Genomic DNA, 18,584 nt, shown 5'->3' on the forward strand with positions numbered 1-18,584 from the left:
GTCAGTGCGCCAGGAAGCTGGCGAGGGTGGAAACGGGGTCGCCGCCGGTGACGAGGGCCTCCCCGACGAGGACGACGTCGGCGCCGGAGCGCCTGTAGTGGGCCACGTCGTCGGCGGAGAGGACCGCCGATTCGGCGACCTTCACCGCGTCGGCGGGGAAGCGCTCGGAGAGGCGGCCGAAGAGGTCGCGGTCGAGCTGGAAGGTGGACAGGTCGCGGGCGTTCACGCCGATGAGGCGGGCGCCGAGGTCGGAGGCGCGCTCGAGCTCGTCGGCCGAGTGGGTCTCGACGAGCGGGGTCATGCCGAGCTCGAGGATGAGCGCGTGCAGCTCGGTCAGCACGCTCTGCTCGAGGGCGGCGACGATGAGGAGCACGAGGTCGGCTCCCGCGGCGCGCGCCTCGAGCACCTGGTAGGGCTCGGCGATGAAGTCCTTGCGCAGCACGGGGATCGACACCCGGGCGCGCACCGCCTCGAGGTCGTCGAGCGACCCCTTGAATCGGCGCTGCTCGGTGAGGACGCTGATCGCGCTCGCTCCGCCCTGCTCGTACTGCGCGGCGAGGGCGGCGGGGTCGGGGATCTCGGCGAGGGCGCCGCGCGAGGGGCTCGAGCGCTTGACCTCCGCGATGACGCGGACGCGCTCGGCGGGGGCCAGCGCCGCCAGCGCGTCGATCGCGGGGGCGCGCAGGGCTGCGCGCCGCTCGACCTCGGCGAGGGGGACGGTCTCGCGGCGCGTCGCCGCGTCGGCCAGGGCGCCGGCGGTCAGATCGGTCAGCACCTAGGCGCGCGCCTTCGGGTTGGCCTTGGAGCCGTTCACTCCGTAGCCGGCCTTGGCCATGCCCATACCGACGAGGAGGCCGACGATCACGAGACCGGCGGAGAGCCAGACGACGAGCGGGACGTCGAACCAGAAGGCGATCGTGCCGATGGTGAACCCGACCAGCATGATGACGACGGCCGTCCATGCGGCCGGCGAGTGGCCGTGGCTGTCTTCGTCGTGCTCGGTGCTCATGGTTCTCCTCCTGGACGGGCATCGGGACCACAGCAGTCTAGCGGTTCGCGCCCGAGGCCCCCCGCGCCGGGGAGGCGGGTCGCGGGCTCCCGGTCAGCGTCGGGACGTGGGGTCGTCGCCGCGCGAGAGCTCGTCCCACGAGACGACCGGGTCGATCGTGCCGTCGTCCGTCTCGACGCTCGAGGCACCGTGCCCGTAGCCGTCGGCGGGCTCGAAGCGCGACACGCGCTTCTTCTTCCGCGCGTCCGGCCAGCGGCGGACCGTCGCGAGCACCAGGACGCCCAGCAGGGCGGTCAGGGCGCCGGCGATCACGGCGAGGACGGGCCAGGCGGTCGAGCTCGAGGAGTCGACGAGCGCGGCCACCGACCGCTCGCCCGCGATGCCGGTCGCCTCGGTCACGGTGGCGGAGCCCGCGCGCACCGGGTCGCCGAGCGCGGTCGCGGACGCCAGCACGACGGAGCCGCCGAGCAGCACCTGCAGGAGTCCGAGCGCGATGCGGAAGGCGGGACCGGCGATCGCGAGAGCGGCCGCCAGCGCGAGTCCCGCGAGCGCGAGAGCCGAGAGCGCAGGTGCGGCGACGGTGCCCGTGACGTCCAGTGCTCCGGAGTCGTCCGCGAGCTCCAGCGCGAACCACGACTGCGTCGAGGAGGTCAGCTCCAGCGCCGCGAGCAGGACGATCCCGAGGATGACCGAGTACTTGAGCCTGCGCCCGCTCACCGGCTCACGCCTCCGCGGAGGCGACCGGGTCGAGCGGGTCGACGTCGAAGCAGGAGTGCGCGCCGGTGTGGCAGGCGGCGCCGATCTGCTCCACCTGCACCAGGAGGGTGTCGGCGTCGCAGTCGAGGGCGGCTCCGCGGACGTACTGGGCGTGCCCGGAGGTGTCGCCCTTGCGCCAGTACTCCTGCCGGGAGCGCGACCAGAAGGTGACGCGGCCCTCGGTCAGGGTGCGGCGCAGGGCCTCCCTGTCCATCCAGCCCATCATCAGCACCTCGCGGGTGTCGTGCTGCTGGATGATCGCGGGCAGCAGCCCGGTCGCATCGAAGGAGGCTCGGTCGAGGACGGCGTCGAGCTCGGTCTCGGTCATCGTCGGATCTCCAGGCCTGCGCCGTCGAGGGCGCGCTTCACGTCGCCGATGGTCATCTCGCGGTTGTGGAACACCGAGGCCGCCAGCACAGCGTCGGCGCCCGCCTCGATCGCCGGGGCGAAGTGCTCGACCGCGCCCGCACCTCCGGAGGCGATGACCGGGACCGAGCTCACCTCGCGCATCGCGGCGACGAGCTCGAGGTCGAAGCCCTGCTTCGTGCCGTCGGCGTCGATCGAGTTGACGAGCAGCTCGCCCGCCCCGCGCTCGACGGCCTCGGCCGCCCAGGCGAGCGCATCGACCGTGGTCTCGCGGCGACCGCCGTGGGTCGTGACGACGAAGCCGGACGGCGTGGCGTCGCTCCGCTTGACGTCGAGCGAGAGGACGAGCACCTGCGCGCCGAACACGTCGGCGATCTCACCGACGAGCGCCGGGCGGGCGAGGGCGGCGGAGTTGACGCCCACCTTGTCGGCGCCGTGGGCGAGCAGGCGCGAGACGTCGTCGACGGCGCGCACCCCTCCTCCGACGGTCAGCGGGATGAAGACCTGCTCGGCCGTCGCGCGGACCACGTCGTAGGTGGTGGAGCGGTCGTCGACGGTCGCGGTGACGTCGAGGAAGGTCAGCTCGTCGGCGCCCTGCTCGAAGTAGAGCCGGGCGAGCTCGACCGGGTCGCCGGCGTCGCGGAGGTTCTGGAAGTTGACGCCCTTGACGACGCGCCCGGCGGCGACGTCGAGGCACGGGATCACGCGGACGGCGAGGCTCATCGCTGCCGTCCTAGAGGCGCGCGGCGTGGATCGACGTGACCAGGATCGCGCGGGCGCCGAGGTCGTAGAGGCGGTCCATCACCTGGTTCATGTCGGCGCGCGGAACCATGACGCGGACGGCGACCCACTCGGCGTCGTGCAGCGGCGAGACCGTCGGCGACTCGAAGCCGGGAGCGATCGCGGTGGCCTGCTCGAGGAGCGCGACCGGGCAGTCGTAGTCGAGCAGCACGTACTCGCGGGCGACCAGGACGCCCTGCAGGCGGCGGAGCAGGACGGGGATGCCCTCGGGCTCCCCCGCGGCCGACACGAGCACGGCCGTGGAGTCGAGGATGACCGGGCCGAAGATCTCCAGGCCCGCCTTGCGGAGGGTGGTGCCGGTCTCGACGACGTCGGCGATCACATCGGCGACGCCGAGCTGGATCGCCGACTCGACCGCTCCGTCGAGGCGGATGAGCGACACCTCGACGCCGTGCTCGCGGAGGAAGGAGCCGACGAGGCCGGGGTAGCTCGTGGCGACCCGCAGGCCGTCGATCTGGGAGAGCTCGGTGTAGCGGCCCGCGGGTCCGGCGAAGCGGAAGGTCGAGTTCGCGAAGCCCAGGCTCGCGATCTCGCGGGCCTCGGAGCCCGAGTCGATGAGCAGGTCGCGGCCCGTCACTCCGACGTCGAGGGCGCCGGAGCCGACGTAGGTGGCGATGTCGCGCGGGCGCAGGTAGAAGAACTCGACGCCGTTGCGCTCGTCGACGACGTGCAGCTCCTTGGGGTCGCGGCGGCCGACGTAGCCGGCCTCGGCCAGCATCTGGCCGGCGGTCTCGGAGAGCGAGCCCTTGTTGGGCACGGCGACGCGCAGGAGCGCGGGCGGGGTGGTGGTCACGGCAGGACGTCCTCTGGAGCTCGAGGGTGATTCGGTGAGCGGCGGTCTCGTCGGCGACGCTGCGGTCGCGGACGCGCCTCGATGTGCGTGGGTGCGCGCGGCGACGGAGCGTCGGCGGACTCCGGCGATCGGAGGGAGGCTCACAGATGTCGGTAGACGTCGGCCGTCGTCAGGCCCTTCGCCAGCATCAGCACCTGGAGGTGGTAGAGCAGCTGCGAGATCTCCTCCGCGGTGCGCTCGTCGCCCTCGTACTCGGCGGCCATCCAGACCTCGGCGGCCTCCTCGACGATCTTCTTGCCGATGAAGTGCACACCGGCGTCGAGCTCGCGGACCGTGCCCGAGCCCTCGGGTCGCGCGGCGGCCTTCTCGCCCAGCTCAGCGAAGAGGTCGTCGAAAGTTTTCACCGGGGAAGTCTATACGCGCGGCGCCCCGGGGCAGGATCAGTGGCGGTGCAGGATCGACGACGCGGTGTCGCGGAGGGCGGCGATCGCCTTCTCGGGGTCGTCGGCGCCGAAGACGGCCGAGCCGGCCACGAAGGTGTCGGCGCCCGCCTCGGCGGCGATCTCGATGGTGCCCGGGGCGATGCCGCCGTCGACCTGCAGCCAGACGTCGAGTCCGGAGTCGCGGACGGCGCGGCGGAGCGCGTGCAGCTTGGGCATCGTCTCCTCCATGAAGGACTGCCCGCCGAAGCCGGGCTCGACCGTCATCACGAGCACCTGGTCGAACTCGGGCAGCAGCTCGAGGAACTCCTCGACCGCCGTCCCCGGCTTCAGCGCGATCCCGGCGCGCGAGCCGATGTCGCGGAGCCGTCGGGCCAGTGCCACGGCGTCGCGCGCCGCCTCGGCGTGGAAGGTGACCGAGAACGCCCCCGTCTCGGCGTACCCCGGCGCCCAGCGGTCCGGGTCGTCGATCATCAGATGCACGTCGAGAGGCCGCGGCGAGACCTCCTGGAGGCGCTGCACCATGGGGAGCCCGAACGTGAGGTTCGGCACGAAGTGGTTGTCCATGACGTCGACGTGCACGAGGTCGGCCGAGGCGATCCGCTGCAGCTCGGCCTCGAAGTTGACGAAGTCGGCGGAGAGGATGCTGGGGTTGATCCGTGCGGGCATGCCGACCAGCCTAGGAGATCGTCTCGGACGGCTCCGCACGCCGGAGCAGCTGGATGAACATGGCGTCGGTGCCGTGCCGGTGAGGCCAGAGCTGCACGTGGCGCGCTCCCTCCGGCAGGTCGAGCTCGTCGAGAGTGACGCCGCGGAGGACCTCGGGAGTGTCCATCAGCTCGAGGCCGTCGCCGTAGCGCTCCTGGGCGAGCGCCAGGACCCGCCGGGTCTCGCCGAGGTGCGGCGAGCACGTGACGTAGGCGAGCACACCGCCCGGAGCGAGGGCCTGGAGCGCCGAATCGAGGAGCTCCCCCTGCAGGGAGGCGAGCGGCTCGACGTCCGCCGCCGTCTTGCGCCAGCGCGCCTCGGGTCGCCGGCGCAGGGCTCCGAGGCCGGTGCACGGGGCGTCGAGGAGGATCCGGTCGAACGCGCCGGGCTGCTCCGCGCCGAGATCGCGACCGTCGCCCGTGCGCACCTCGACGTCCGGGTCGACCGCGGCGAGGGCCTGCCGGACGAGGCCGGCCCGGCCGGGCACGACCTCGTTGGCGAGCAGCGAGGCCCCGCCGAGGCGTGCCTCCGCCGCGAGCAGAGCGGCCTTGCCGCCGGGACCGGCGCAGAGGTCGAGCCAGCGCTCCCCCTGGCGGATCGGTCGGACGCGCGACAGCGCCAGCGCCGCGAGCTGCGAGCCCTCGTCCTGCACCCGCACGCGCCCCTCGCGCACGGCGTCGACGGCCTCGGGATCGCCGCCGGTGCTGACGAGGCCGACCGGCGACCAGCGGTCCGCTTCGGCGTCGGGGAGCTCCGTCGCCTCGGCGAGACCCGGGAGCGCGACGAGGTTCACCCGCGGCGCCGCGTTGTCGGCCGCGAGGAGCGCGTCGAGCTCCTCAGCCCGCCCCTCCGCGGCCAGGGCGCGGCGCAGCGCCTTGACGATCCAGAGCGGATGGGAGCTCAGCGCGGCGATGCGGTCGTCGGTCGAGACGGCGGCGGTCGAGACGCGCTCCCGCCACTCCTCCGACGTGCCCCGCGAGACCGATCGCAGCACGGCGTTCGCGAAGGCGACCGCTCCGCGGGAGCCGTCGGCGGCCACGAGCGCGACGCTCTCGTTCACGGCGGCGTGCGGGGCCACCCGGGTGCTGAGCAGCTGGTGCACGCCGAGGCGGAGCGCGTCGAGGACGGGGGCGTCGACGGACTCGATCGGGCGGCCCGCCGCCAGCACGATCACCCGGTCGTAGTAGCCGGACATCCGCAGAGTGCCGTAGCAGAGCTCGGTCGCGAGGCCCGCGTCGGCGGGCGAGAGCTCCGCGGCGCGGATCCGGCCGGGCAGGACGAGGTTGGCGTAGGCGTCCGATCCGCTGACGGCGCGCAGCACGTCGTAGGCGACGCGGCGGGCGGGGGCGGCTTCCCGGCGGGCGCTCATCGCAGCACCGTGCTCTCGCGCAGTCCCCTGGCCCAGTCGGCCGCGGCCATCGGCTTCTTGCCCGCGGGCTGCACGGTCACGAGCTCGACGGCTCCGTCGCCGGTGCCGACCAGCGCGCGGCCCTGCTCGACGAGCACCCGGCCGGGCTCGAGGGTCGGCGGCTCCTGGGCGGCGCGGGCGGCGAGCACCTTCAGCCGCGCGTCGCCGACGGCCGCGGAGGCGCCGGGCTCCGGGGTCGTGCCGCGGATCACGGCGAGGACGCGGGCGCTCGGCGCTGACCAGTCCAGGCGGCCGTCCGACACGTCGAGCTTGGGAGCGAGCGTCACCTCGCCGGACTGCGGCACGGCCCGTGCGGTGCCCGCCGCGATCGCCTCGACGACCTCGACCGTCAGCCCGGCGCCGGAGTCGGCGAGCACCTCGAGGAGCTCCCCCGCCGTTCGGTCGCGCACCTCCTCGGACAGCTCGGCGTAGACGTCGCCGGCGTCGAGCTCCGCGACCAGCTGGAACACGCTCGCGCCGATCGACTCCTCCCCCGCCATCAGCGCACGCTGCACCGGCGCCGCTCCGCGCCAGCGCGGCAGGAGCGAGAAGTGCAGGTTGATCCAGCCGTGCACCGGCACGGCGAGCAGCCGGGCGCGGACGAGCCCGCCGTAGGCGACGATCACGCCGAGCTCGGGAGCCAGCGCCTCGAGACGGTCGGTGACGGCCTCGTCGAGGCGGTTCGCCTTCAGCACGGGGAGGCCGAGCTCCTCCGCGACGACCGCCACGGGCGAGGGCGTCAGCACGCGCTTGCGCCCGACGGGCGCGTCCTCGCGGGTGACGACGGCCACGATCTCGTGACCGGAAGCGGCGAGGGCGCGCAGGGTCGGGACGGCGGGGGCCGGGGTGCCGGCGAAGACGAGGCGCACGAGGGGCTCCTGGGTGGCGGTGGTGCGGGTGGGACTAGAGGATGTCGGGATCGTCGAGGCGGACCCGCAGCTTCGGGGCCGGGCGGAAGCGGCCGGGGGTGGTCGGCGGTCGGCGGCGACGGGTGGCGTTCCGCACGACAGCGGATCGGAGCCGGGCGGCGACCTCCGCACCGCGAGCGTAGTCGAAGCGCACGATGGCCCGGACGGAGCCGTCCTCCAGGCCGACCGGGCCGAGGACCTCGTGCCGGTCGCTCTCGTCCAGCGCGTCGAGCGCCTCCTCGACCGCATGGGCGTCGCCGCTGACGGTGGCCAGGCGCACCGCGGGCGGGAAGCGGAGGGCGCGCCGCTCCAGCAGCTCGGCCCGGAGGTACTCGGCCTGGCGCCAGGTGGCGAGGGCGGTCGCGATCCGTCCGCCGACTCCGACGAGCAGGACCGGGGCGCCGGGCCGGGCCAGGGCGGCGGCGTTCGACCAGGTGCGCAGGGCGTCGTCGGCGACCCGCAGGCTCTCGCGCGCCAGCATCCGCTCGCCGTCGAGGAGGAGGACGGCGTGGTAGCCGCCGTCCGCCCGGGGCTCGGCCCCCCGCGTCGCGACGACGAGCGCGGGCTCGTCGGGCAGGGTCAGGACCGGGCGCTGGCCGTCGGCGACGACGACCTTCGCTCCCGGGAACGCGCGGCCGAGTTCCTCCGCCGTCCGACCGGCGCCGAGGGTCACGAGTCGGAGTGCGGTGGCCTCGCAGACCGAGCAGCGCCACTCGGCGGCGATCAGGCCGCACCAGCCGCAGCTCGGTCGGGCGCCTGCGGCGTGCACGGCGAGCGGGCCCTGGCAGCGGTTGCAGCGGGCGACCGTGCGGCAGCGGGCGCAGGCGACGACGGGCGCGTAGCCCGGGCGCGCGACCTGGACGAGGACGGGGCCGGAGTCGAGTCCGAGGCGCGCCTGCCGCCAGGCCGACGACGGGATGCGGGCCGCGGCGTCGTGCTCGTCGGCCGACGACTGCTGGGCGGTCGGCACGACGTGCGGCCGCTTCGCCGGGCGCGGCTCGACCTCGGCCGCGAAGCCGATCTCGACGAGGCGCTCGACCTCGACGGTGCGGGTGTGGCCGAGGAGCGCGAGTCCGGCTCCGCTCTGCTCCTGGCGCACGAGGGCGACGTCACGGGCGTGGGCGTAGGGGGCGAGCGGCTCGGCGAAGAGCGGGTCGCCGTCGTCCCACAGCGCGATCAGACGCGGAGCCCGCGAGGGCGCGTAGAGGACGGAGCGGTTGCCGACGATCACCCGCGGCCCCGGACCGAGGCACCGGAGGAACGCGGCGTAGCGCTCCGCTCCCTTCTGCCGGGCGTCGAGCCGCAGGACGAGCTCCGCGGGCAGCAGATCCGCGAGCGCGAGCTCGAGCTGCTCCTGGTCGCGGTAGTCCGGCACCGCCAGGATCGCGTCGCCGCCCGAGACCACGGTGTTGCGCGCCAGCTCGGCGAGCGTGAGAGCCCAGCCGCCGACCCACGTGCCCGTCGAGAGCTGCACCGGCGCGGGCACCGCGCCCACGGCGAGGCGACCGCCCAGGGCGAGGGAGTCGAAGGCGTCGGCGGCGTATCCGGCGACGGACGCCGCTGCCACCGGCACCGGGACCACGACCGGCTCCGCCGCGAGGTGCGTGCGCTCGACCCGGACGTGCCGGCGCGGCACGGCCAGGCGCAGCACGTCGCTCGCCCCTCCGGCGGCCCGGTCGGCCACGCGGCGCGCCAGCGCCCACACCTCGGGCGTGAGGACGACCACCGGCGAGACCAGCTCCTCGATCTCGCTGAGGGTCCCGACGTGCTCGGAGCCCTCGCCGACCTCGACGACGAAGGCGTCGGCGATGCGCCCGCCGGTGCGCAGCGGGACGCGCACCCGCACGCCGGGGCGCACGTCGGCCCGCATCGACTCGGGGACGGCGTAGTCCAGGAGCCGGTCGAGCTGGGGCAGCGGCGAGTCCAGGAGCACGCGCGCGACGGCGCCCGACGCGCCGGAGGAGGGCTCCACCGCCTGCGCCGCGCCCGCTACGAGAGACCCGCGGCGGAGCGGAGGTCGTCGACGCGGTCGAGGCGCTCCCAGGTGAAGTCGGGGAGCTCGCGGCCGAAGTGCCCGTAGACCGAGGTCTGCGAGTAGATCGGGCGGAGGAGATCGAGAGCGTGGATGATCGCGGCGGGACGCAGATCGAAGACGGAGCGGATCGCCTCCGTGATCTGCTCGTCGGAGACGGTGCCGGTGCCGAACGACTCGACGTAGAGGCCGACGGGGGCGGCCTTGCCGATCGCGTAGGCGACCTGCACCTCGAGGCGCCGGGCGAGGCCCGCCGCGACGGCGTTCTTGGCGACCCAGCGCATCGCGTAGGCCGCCGAGCGGTCGACCTTCGACGGGTCCTTGCCCGAGAACGCGCCACCGCCGTGCCGCGACGCTCCACCGTAGGTGTCGACGATGATCTTGCGGCCGGTGAGCCCGGCGTCGCCCTGCGGGCCGCCGATCTCGAAGCGCCCGGTCGGGTTGATCAGCAGGCGGACGGCGGAGGAGTCGAGGTCGACCGTCTCGAGGACCGGCCGGATCACGTGCGCCTCGATGTCGGCGTGGATCGTCTCGGTGCTCACGTGCTCAGCGTGCTGCGTCGAGAGCACGACCGTGTCGATCGAGCGCGGCGTCGTGCCGTCGTAGCCGACGGTGACCTGGGTCTTGCCGTCGGGGCGGAGGTAGTCGAGCTCGCCCGACTTGCGGACGGCCGCGAGGCGCTCGGCGAGCCGGTGCGAGAGCCAGCTCGGCAGGGGCATGTACTCGGGGGTCTCGTCGGTGGCGAAGCCGAACATCAGGCCCTGGTCGCCGGCACCCTGCCGGTCGAAGGCGTCGTCGTCGTCGGCATCGGTGCGCACCTCCAGAGCGGTGTCGACACCGGCGGCGATCTGGGGCGACTGCTGCCCGATCGAGACGGAGACTCCGCAGGAGCGGCCGTCGAAGCCCTTCTCGGAGGAGTCGTAGCCGATCTCGACGATCGTGTCGCGCACGATCTTGGGGATCTCGACGTAGCCGGTGGTCGAGACCTCGCCTGCCACGTGCACGAGGCCGGTGGTGACGAGCGTCTCGACGGCGACGCGGCTCCTGGGGTCCTCGCGCAGCAGCGCGTCGAGGATGCGGTCCGAGATCTGGTCGCAGATCTTGTCGGGGTGCCCCTCGGTCACGGACTCGGAGGTGAACAGGCGGAGCGGTCCGGAGGAGGTCATGCGGGGGGTCTCATTTCGTTCCGGGGGCTGTGGCCGGGGCGTCGAGCGCGGCCGGCTCACGGAGAGCGGGGTCCACCGGCGACGGCAGCGGGGCGCGGCGACGTGCGGACTCGGATCGCCGGGCTCGGGGGTGTTCCGCGCCCGACCGGCGGAGGTGCCGCGCTCGGACCTGGTCCGCGCACGCGCGGGACCGCCTGAGAGCAGCCGCCGTCGGCTAGCGCGCGACCACGTCGAGGACGCGGTCGGCCACCGACGCCTTGGTGCCGGAAGCCTCGATCACTATATCCCCGGCCCGATCGAGGACCACGACGGTATTGCTGTCGCTCTGGAAACCCTCGGTCCAGCCGACCCTGTTGAGGACGAGCAGATCGCAGCCCTTGCGGGCGATCTTGGCGCGTCCGAGGGCCAGCATCGCCTCGCGATCCGGCTCCGTCTCGGCGGCGAAGCCGACCACGAGCTGGTTCCCCGTCTTCGCCGCGGCGATCTCGGCGAGGATGTCCGGGTTCTTGACGAGTTCGAGGACGAGACGATCGCCCTGCTGCTCCTTCTTGATCTTCGACTCCGAGACGTCGGCGGGACGGTAGTCGGCCACGGCCGCGGCCATGATCACGATGTCCGCGTCGGCGGCGGCCGCGAGTACCGCCTCCCGCAGCTCGAGCGCCGTGCCGACGGCGACGACCTCGACCCCGCGGGGCGCCTCGACGTCGAGGTTGGCGGCGAGCACGGTGACGCTCGCTCCCCTGGCCGCGGCGGCGAGGGCGAGGGCGACGCCCTGGCGACCGCTCGAGCGGTTGCCCACGAAGCGGACGGGGTCGAGCGGCTCGCGGGTGCCGCCGGCGGTCACGAGGACGCGGAGCCCCTCGAGGTCGCGCTTCGCACCGACCGCGCGGCGGTGGACGGCGAGGGCCTCGGCGACGATCGTCGCGGGCTCCTCCATCCGCCCCGGTCCGGAATCGGACCCGGTCAGCTGACCCGAGGCGGGGCCGACGAGATGGACGCCGCGCGAACGGAGGGTCTCGACGTTCGCGACGGTGGCGGGGTTCGCCCACATCTCGGTGTGCATCGCCGGGGCGACGATGAGCGGGGCCGTGCTCGCGAGCACGGTGTTGCCGAGGAGGTCGTCGGCGAGACCCGTCGCCAGCTTGGCGAGGGTGTGCGCCGTCGCCGGGGCGATCACGATGAGATCGGCCGCCTGGCCGATCGCCACGTGGCGGACCTCGGCGACGCCCTCGTAGAGCTCGGTGTGCACGGCGTTCCGCGAGATCGCCTCGAGCGTCGGCTTCCCGACGAAGCGAAGCGCGGCCTCGGTGGCCACGACGTGGACGTCGTGCCCCTCGAGGACGAGGGCGCGCACCACGCCGACCGCCTTGTACGCGGCGATGCCGCCGGTGATCCCGACGACGACGTTCAACCGCCGAGCGGTCTTCTGCGAGGAGCGCACCCGGAGGGGGCCGGACTACTCGGCGAGGGGCTGGGCGACGAGCTTGTCCTCGTTGATCTCGTGGAGAGCGACCGAGAGCGGCTTGTCGTCGATCGTCGAGTCGACCAGCGGGCCGACGTTGTCGAACAGGCTGCCCTCGTGGAGGTCGGCGTAGTAGTCGTTGATCTGACGCGCGCGCTTGGAGGCGAAGATCACCAGCGCGTACTTCGAGTCGACCTTCGAGAGGAGCTCGTCGATGGGCGGGTCGATGATGCCGAGGTTGTTGGCCATGGTGTCTCCTTGTTGGCTTGTCAGCTTGGTGGCTTGTCAGCACTGCGGGGCGCGTGAGCGCCGATCTGCGGCTCCGGAGGCGCTCGACGCCGCGGCACCGGAGGGCGGAGCCCCGTCGGCGATCGGGGCGTCGGCCCGGAGGTGGTCGGTGGCCCGGACGTCAGCGGCCCGGGTCGGCGGGCGCGCCGTCGGAACGAGGCGACATCAATTCTACGACCTCGCGAGCCGCTTCGGGCACGGTGCTGTTCACAACGGCGAAATCGAACTCGTCCTGCGCGGCCAGCTCGATGCGCGCGGTCGCCAGTCGGCGCTGCTGCTCCTCCGGGCTCTCGGTGCCCCGGCCGACCAGCCGGCGCACGAGCTCGTCCCAGCTCGGCGGGAGGAGGAAGACGAGTCTGGCGTCCGGCATCCGCTCGCGGACCTGCCGCGCGCCCTGGATGTCGATCTCGAGCATGACCTGGCGCCCCCGCGCGAGGGCGGCGTCGATCGGCCCGCGCGGAGTGCCGTAGCGGTAGGCGTTGTGGACGGTCGCGTACTCGAGGAACTCCCCCGCCTCGACCATGCGGTCGAACTCGGCGTCGTCGACGAAGTAGTAGCTGACGCCGTCGATCTCGCCCGGGCGCGGCGCGCGGGTCGTCGCCGAGACCGACAGCAGCACCTCGGGGTAGTTCTCGCGGATGTAGGTGGACACGGTGCCCTTGCCGACCGCCGTCGGTCCGGCGAGGACGACGAGGCGGGTGCGCTCCCCGCGACGCTGACGCGCCTCGCGCTGCTCGAGGAACGAGTGCAGCCCCTCGACCTGGCGGCGGCCGAGGCCGCCCAGACGCTTGGACGGAGCGATCTGCAGCTGCTCCATCACGCGCGGGGTCTTGACCACGCCGAGGGCGGGCACCGAGCGCAGGAGCTCGCTCACGCGCATCCGCCCCTCGACGCCGGTCGGGTCGCTCTGCGCGGCCGCGAGCACGGCCGTCGCCGGACGCTCACCGGAGGCGACGTCCTTCTTCACGCCGGCACGGGCGCGCCGGGCGGCGATGGCCGCGGCGGAGGCGGCGCGGCGGTCGACCTCGGGAGGCGACGGCCGGCGGGGGGCGGCGACGGTCCCGGGATCGGCGGGGGCGGCTTCAGCGGACAAGGGTCTCCTGGATGTCTCGGGCGCGGCGGTCGATCTCGGCGGCGATCCCGTCGGGACCGGCGCCGAGCACGCTGCGCGACTCGCTCACGAGGGTCGTCGCCGCGAGGGCCCCGAACAGCCGGGGCGCGTCCGCGACGCCGGCGCCCTGGTGGCCGAAGCCGGGTGCCAGCACCGGGAGCCCCGGGGTGAGCGCCGTGTCGGTCCGGATGCCGTAGTCGCCCAGGGCGACCGTGGCCCCCAGGACGACGCCGACCGAGCCGATCGGGGAGCGCGCGTGGTGCGCGTTCCAGGATGCCACGTCCGCCAGCACGGCGCTGGCGAGCGGGGATCCCGCGTGCTCGCCGTCCTGCACGAGAGCGCGCTGCACCGGTCCGGCCTCCGGATTGGAGGTGGCGGCGAGGACGAAGACGCCCTTCCCCGCCTCCTCGGCGAGCTCGAGCATGCCGTCGAGGGAGCCGAGCCCCTGGTAGGCGGAGGCGGTCATCGCATCCGCTTCGAGGGGCGAGCCCGGGCGCAGCCACGCCTCGGCGTAGGCGGTGACGCTCGTGCCGATGTCGCCGCGCTTGACGTCGGCGATCACGAGGAGCCCTGCCGCGCGCGCGTCGGCGAGGACGCGCTCGAGCGCGAGGTAGCCGGCCGAGCCGTGGCGCTCGAAGAACGCGACCTGCGGCTTGACCACGCCCACGCGTCCGGCCGCGGCCTCGACGACCCGGCGGCCGAACGACTCCAGGCCGGCCGCGTCGTCGCCGAGCCCCCACGCGTCCAGGAGGAACGCGTGGGGGTCGATGCCGACGCAGAGCTGTCCGTGCTCGTCGAAGGCGCGCTCGAGGCGCGCCCCGAACGACTCGCTCACGCCAGGCGCTCCGCCCGACGCAGGGCGTAGTCCTGCAGGCTCGTGACCTCGAAGGGCTCGCCGGCCACGTCGAGCGAGGCGACGGCGGCGGCCAGCTGGGCGATGGTGGTGAAGAGCGGCTTGTCGGCGGCGACCGCGGCGGCCCGGATCTCGTACCCGTCGGCGCGGGAGGCGCCTCCGCTGGGCGTGTTGATCACGACGTCGACCTCGTCGCGGCTGACCAGCTCGACGATCGACGGCGAGTCGCCGACGGCCTCCTCGCTGTACTTGCGCACGATGCGGGTCGGGATCCCGTTGCGGTTGAGCACCTCTGCGGTGCCCTCGGTCGCGAGGATCTCGAAGCCGAGCTGGCGCAGGCGCAGCGCCGGCAGCACGATCGCGCGCTTGTCGCGATCGGCGACCGAGATGAAGACGGTGCCGGAGGAGGGCATGCCGCCGTAGGCCGCGTCCTGGCTCTTCTTGAAGGCCCGGGGGAAGTCGCGGTCGATGCCCATGACCTCTCCGGTCGAGCGCATCTCGGGGCCGAGGAGGGAGTCGACGATCTGGCCCTCCTTGGTGCGGAAGCGCTTGAAGGGCAGAACCGCCTCCTTGACCGCGATCGGCGAGTCCATCGGCACATCGGAGCCGTCGCGCTCGGGCAGCAGGCCCTCGGCCTTGAGCTCGGCGATCGTCTCGCCGACCATCAGGCGCGACGCCGCCTTGGCGAGCGGGATGCCGAGCGCCTTCGAGACGAAGGGCACGGTGCGCGAAGCGCGCGGGTTCGCCTCGAGGACGTACAGCACGCCCTGGCCGATCGCGAACTGCACGTTGAGGAGTCCGCGGACCCCGACGCCCTGCGCGATGGCGAGCGTCGCGTCGCGGACCTCGTCGATCTGCCGGCGGCCGAGCGTCACGGGCGGCAGGGTGCAGGCCGAGTCGCCGGAGTGGATCCCGGCCTCCTCGATGTGCTCCATCACGCCGCCGATGTAGAGCTGCTCGCCGTCGTAGAGCGCGTCGACGTCGATCTCGATCGCGTCGTCCAGGAAGCGGTCGACGAGCAGCGGGTGCGTCGCGTCGATGATGCCCTGGTCGGCCATCCGCTCGAAGTAGTCCTCGAGCTGCGCGGCGCCGTACACGATCTCCATGCCGCGGCCGCCGAGGACGAACGACGGGCGGACGAGGACGGGGAAGCCGATGCCGGTCGCGACGCCGAGGGCGCCCTCGAGGTCGATCGCCGTGCCGTTCCGGGGAGCGAGCAGGCCCGCCTCGTCGAGGATGCGCGAGAACGCGCCGCGCTCCTCCGCGAGATCGATCGCCGCGGGGGTCGTGCCGAGGATCGGGACCCCCGCCTCCTCGAGGCCCTTCGCGAGGCCCAGAGCGGTCTGGCCGCCGAGCTGGACCACGACGCCGACGAGCTCGCCGGACTGCGACTCCGCGTGGATCACCTCGAGGACGTCCTCGAGGGTCAGCGGCTCGAAGTACAGGCGGTCGGAGGTGTCGTAGTCGGTCGAGACCGTCTCGGGGTTGCAGTTGATCATGATCGTCTCGTAGCCGGCCTCCGAGAGCGCGAAGGAGGCGTGCACGCACGAGTAGTCGAACTCGACGCCCTGGCCGATGCGGTTCGGGCCGGAGCCGAGGATGACCACCTTGCGGCGGTCGGCCGCGACGACCTCGGTCTCCTCGTCGTAGGAGGAGTAGTGGTACGGCGTGAGCGCGGGGAACTCCCCCGCGCAGGTGTCGACGGTCTTGTAGACGGGGCGGACGGCCAGCTCGTAGCGGGTCGCGCGCACCTCGGCCTCCTCGAGGCCGCGCAGCTCCGCGATCTGCAGGTCCGAGAATCCGTGGTCCTTCGCGAGGCGCAGCAGCCCCGCGTCCAGCGACGGGTGCTCGCGCACCAGGTCGGCGATCTCGTTGATCAGCACGATCTGGTCGAGGAACCAGGGGTCGATCTTGGTGGACTCGAAGGCCTGCTCGACGCTCGCTCCCAGCCGCAGCGCCTGCTGCACCGTGACGATCCGGCCGTCGGTCGGGGTCTTCGCGATCTCGAGGAGCTCCTCGACCGAGTGCTGCTGCTCGCCCCAGTGGAAGGAGGAGCCGCGCTTCTCGAGCGAGCGGAGCGCCTTCTGCAGGGCCTGGGCGTAGTTGCGGCCGATCGCCATGGCCTCGCCGACCGACTTCATGGTGGTCGTCAGCGTCTTGTCGGCCGCCGGGAACTTCTCGAACGCGAAGCGCGGGACCTTGACCACGACGTAGTCGAGGGTGGGCTCGAAGCTCGCCGGGGTGACCTTCGTGATGTCGTTGGGGATCTCGTCGAGGCGGTAGCCGATGGCGAGCTTCGCCGCGATCTTGGCGATCGGGAATCCGGTCGCCTTGGAGGCGAGGGCCGACGAGCGCGAGACGCGCGGGTTCATCTCGATGACGATGATCCGGCCGTCGGCGGGGTCGACCGCGAACTGGATGTTGCAGCCGCCTGTGTCGACTCCGACGTCACGGATGATCCGGATGCCGATGTCGCGCAGCTTCTGGTACTCGCGGTCGGTCAGCGTGAGCGCGGGGGCGACGGTGATCGAGTCGCCGGTGTGGACGCCGACCGGGTCGACGTTCTCGATCGAGCAGACGACGACCGTGTTGTCGGCGGTGTCGCGCATGAGCTCGAGCTCGTACTCCTTCCAGCCGAGGATCGACTCCTCGAGGAGCACCTCGGTGGTGGGGCTCTGGTGCAGTCCGTCGCCGACCATGCGCACGAGCTCCTCGCGGGTGTACGCGAAGCCGGAGCCGAGACCGCCCATGGTGAAGGAGGGACGGATCACGAGCGGGTAGCCGAGGTCCTCGGCGAACTCGATCGCCTCCTCGACGGTGTGCGCGATGTAGGACTTCGCCACGTCGGCGCCCGCGTCCAGCACGAGCTGTTTGAAGATCTGGCGGTCCTCGCCGCGGTTGATCGCCTCGAAGCTCGCGCCGATCAGCTCGACGTCGTACTTCTCGAGGATCCCGAGGTCGTGCAGCTGGATCGCCGCGTTGAGCGCGGTCTGGCCGCCCAGGGTCGGCAGGATCGCGTCCGGCTTCTCCTTGGCGATGATCGCCTCGATCGCCTGCGGGGTGATCGGCTCGACGTAGGTGGCGTCGGCGAAGTCGGGGTCGGTCATGATCGTCGCCGGGTTGGAGTTGACGAGGATCACGCGCACCCCCTCGGCGCGCAGGACGCGGCACGCCTGGGTGCCCGAGTAGTCGAACTCGACCGCCTGCCCGATGACGATCGGGCCGGAGCCGATGACGAGGACGCTGTTGATGTCTTCCCTGCGCGGCATTACTTCTGCTCTCCGGTGGTGCTGGTCGAAAGGATGTCGTTCGCGGGCTCGGCGCCGCCCTGCTCGGCCGTGCGCTGCACGACCATGGCGCGGAATCGGTCGAAGAGGTAGTTCGAGTCGTGCGGACCGGCGGCCGCCTCCGGGTGGTACTGCACCGAGAAGGCGGGGATGTCGAGGCAGCGCAGGCCCTCCACGACGGAGTCGTTCAGGCTGTAGTGGCTGACCTCGACGCGGCCGAAGCCCTCGGGCGAGTCGAGCTCGCCCTCGATGGGCGCGTCCACCGCGAAGCCGTGGTTCTGCGCGGTGATCTCGACACGGCCGGTCAGCTTGTCGAGCACCGGCTGGTTGATGCCGCGGTGGCCGAAGGGCAGCTTGTACGTGCCGAAGCCGAGCGCGCGGCCCAGGAGCTGGTTGCCGAAGCAGATGCCGAAGAAGGGCAGGTCGGCGCGCAGCGTCGTGCGCAGGAGGTCGACGTGGCGGTCGGAGGCCTCCGGGTCGCCCGGTCCGTTCGAGAAGAACAGGGCGGACGGGTCGAGCGCGAGCACCTCCTCGGCGGTGACCGACTCCGGCAGCACGTGGACGTCGAAGCCGCGCTCCGACAGGTAGTGCACGGTCGAGGTCTTCACTCCGAGGTCGATGACCGCGACGGAGCCCACGCGCTCGCCCTGGGCGGGCACCGTGTACTGCTCGGTCGTCGAGACGGCGGAGGAGAGGTTCATCCCCTCCATCTGCGCGCCGCCGAGGACCAGCGCGAGCTGCTCCTCCTCCCCCAGGGCGAGGTCGTCGCCCGAGAAGACGCCGGCGCGCATCGAGCCGGCCGAGCGGATGTGGCGCGTGATCGCGCGGGTGTCGACACCCGAGATGCCGACGATGCCGTCGGACTCGAGGTCGTCGTCGAGCGACCGCTGGGCGCGGAAGTTCGAGACGACACGGGAGGGATCGCGGACGACGTAGCCGGCGACCCAGATGCGCCGCGACTCCTTGTCCTCGTCGTTGGTCCCGGTGTTGCCGATGTGCGGTGCGGTCTGCACCACGATCTGCCCGGCGTACGACGGGTCGGTCAGGGTCTCCTGGTAGCCGGTCATGCCGGTCGCGAAGACGATCTCGCCGAGGGTGCGCCCGCGCGCGCCGTAGGCCTGACCCGAGAATCGTCGCCCGTCCTCGAGGACGAGGACGGCGGTGGGTTCGGTGCTGAGGCGTGACGTTGGCACGGA

The 18,584-nt window shown here is 73.0% G+C and carries 18 protein-coding genes; all 18 read right to left on the minus strand.

Going from position 1 to position 18,584, the window contains the following annotated elements; genetic code table 11:
• Position 1 precedes the first annotated feature (1 nt).
• The 18 genes from trpC to carA all read right to left on the minus strand — a co-directional run bounded on the left by trpC (position 2) and on the right by carA (position 18,581).
• Positions 2-775, minus strand: a complete 774-nt coding sequence (trpC, locus tag ASF46_RS09125) for an indole-3-glycerol phosphate synthase TrpC (RefSeq protein WP_056867204.1) — start codon at positions 773-775, stop codon at positions 2-4.
• Positions 776-1,009 (minus strand): DUF6704 family protein, encoded by a 234-nt coding sequence (locus ASF46_RS09130; protein ID WP_056867205.1) that lies wholly within the window; start codon positions 1,007-1,009, stop codon positions 776-778. It abuts the gene before it with no gap.
• A gap of 93 nt (positions 1,010-1,102) precedes the next feature.
• Positions 1,103-1,726, minus strand: a complete 624-nt coding sequence (locus ASF46_RS09135) for a Trp biosynthesis-associated membrane protein (RefSeq protein WP_056867206.1) — start codon at positions 1,724-1,726, stop codon at positions 1,103-1,105.
• 4 nt (positions 1,727-1,730) lie between these two features.
• Positions 1,731-2,093, minus strand: coding sequence for a phosphoribosyl-AMP cyclohydrolase (gene hisI, locus ASF46_RS09140; protein WP_056867207.1), 363 nt, complete (start codon positions 2,091-2,093; stop codon positions 1,731-1,733).
• A complete protein-coding gene (gene hisF / locus ASF46_RS09145) occupies positions 2,090-2,854 on the minus strand; it encodes an imidazole glycerol phosphate synthase subunit HisF (protein ID WP_056867208.1) in 765 nt (254 codons plus the stop codon). Before hisF ends, hisI begins: the two co-directional genes overlap by 4 nt.
• A gap of 10 nt (positions 2,855-2,864) precedes the next feature.
• Entirely contained in the window at positions 2,865-3,725 is an 861-nt protein-coding gene (gene hisG / locus ASF46_RS09150) for an ATP phosphoribosyltransferase (protein ID WP_200919673.1), read from the minus strand.
• 140 nt (positions 3,726-3,865) lie between these two features.
• A complete protein-coding gene (locus ASF46_RS09155) occupies positions 3,866-4,129 on the minus strand; it encodes a phosphoribosyl-ATP diphosphatase (RefSeq protein WP_055791842.1) in 264 nt (87 codons plus the stop codon).
• 36 nt (positions 4,130-4,165) lie between these two features.
• A complete protein-coding gene (rpe, locus tag ASF46_RS09160) occupies positions 4,166-4,834 on the minus strand; it encodes a ribulose-phosphate 3-epimerase (RefSeq protein ID WP_056867209.1) in 669 nt (222 codons plus the stop codon).
• A gap of 10 nt (positions 4,835-4,844) precedes the next feature.
• Positions 4,845-6,242 carry an RsmB/NOP family class I SAM-dependent RNA methyltransferase gene (locus ASF46_RS09165; protein WP_056867210.1) on the minus strand — a complete coding sequence of 466 codons (1,398 nt, stop codon included), beginning with the start codon at positions 6,240-6,242 and terminating at the stop codon, positions 4,845-4,847.
• Positions 6,239-7,150 carry a methionyl-tRNA formyltransferase gene (gene fmt / locus ASF46_RS09170; RefSeq protein WP_056867211.1) on the minus strand — a complete coding sequence of 304 codons (912 nt, stop codon included), beginning with the start codon at positions 7,148-7,150 and terminating at the stop codon, positions 6,239-6,241. The genes ASF46_RS09165 and fmt overlap by 4 nt, the downstream gene beginning before the upstream one ends.
• A 34-nt stretch (positions 7,151-7,184) precedes the next feature.
• The gene (locus tag ASF46_RS09175; protein ID WP_056867212.1) at positions 7,185-9,161 is read right to left on the minus strand and encodes a hypothetical protein; all 1,977 of its coding nucleotides are present in this window, start codon (positions 9,159-9,161) and stop codon (positions 7,185-7,187) included.
• 17 nt (positions 9,162-9,178) lie between these two features.
• Positions 9,179-10,387, minus strand: coding sequence for a methionine adenosyltransferase (metK, locus tag ASF46_RS09180; protein WP_056867213.1), 1,209 nt, complete (start codon positions 10,385-10,387; stop codon positions 9,179-9,181).
• Between the two features lie 214 nt (positions 10,388-10,601).
• Positions 10,602-11,798, minus strand: a complete 1,197-nt coding sequence (coaBC, locus tag ASF46_RS09185) for a bifunctional phosphopantothenoylcysteine decarboxylase/phosphopantothenate--cysteine ligase CoaBC (protein WP_056867532.1) — start codon at positions 11,796-11,798, stop codon at positions 10,602-10,604.
• A gap of 45 nt (positions 11,799-11,843) precedes the next feature.
• A complete protein-coding gene (gene rpoZ, locus ASF46_RS09190) occupies positions 11,844-12,098 on the minus strand; it encodes a DNA-directed RNA polymerase subunit omega (protein WP_055791825.1) in 255 nt (84 codons plus the stop codon).
• 160 nt (positions 12,099-12,258) lie between these two features.
• Positions 12,259-13,230 carry a guanylate kinase gene (gene gmk / locus ASF46_RS09195; RefSeq protein WP_056867214.1) on the minus strand — a complete coding sequence of 324 codons (972 nt, stop codon included), beginning with the start codon at positions 13,228-13,230 and terminating at the stop codon, positions 12,259-12,261.
• On the minus strand, positions 13,220-14,083 hold the full coding sequence (pyrF, locus tag ASF46_RS09200; RefSeq protein WP_056867215.1) for an orotidine-5'-phosphate decarboxylase: 864 nt from the start codon (positions 14,081-14,083) through the stop codon (positions 13,220-13,222). Before pyrF ends, gmk begins: the two co-directional genes overlap by 11 nt.
• Positions 14,080-17,370 (minus strand): carbamoyl-phosphate synthase large subunit, encoded by a 3,291-nt coding sequence (carB, locus tag ASF46_RS09205; RefSeq protein ID WP_056867216.1) that lies wholly within the window; start codon positions 17,368-17,370, stop codon positions 14,080-14,082. The genes pyrF and carB overlap by 4 nt, the downstream gene beginning before the upstream one ends.
• Positions 17,370-18,581: a glutamine-hydrolyzing carbamoyl-phosphate synthase small subunit gene (gene carA, locus ASF46_RS09210; protein WP_056867217.1), complete on the minus strand. Its 1,212-nt coding sequence runs from the start codon at positions 18,579-18,581 to the stop codon at positions 17,370-17,372. The genes carB and carA overlap by 1 nt, the downstream gene beginning before the upstream one ends.
• Positions 18,582-18,584 lie beyond the last annotated feature (3 nt).

The organism is Rathayibacter sp. Leaf296 (genome assembly GCF_001423045.1).
In the GTDB taxonomy this organism is placed as follows: Bacteria; Actinomycetota; Actinomycetes; order Actinomycetales; family Microbacteriaceae; genus Rathayibacter; species Rathayibacter caricis.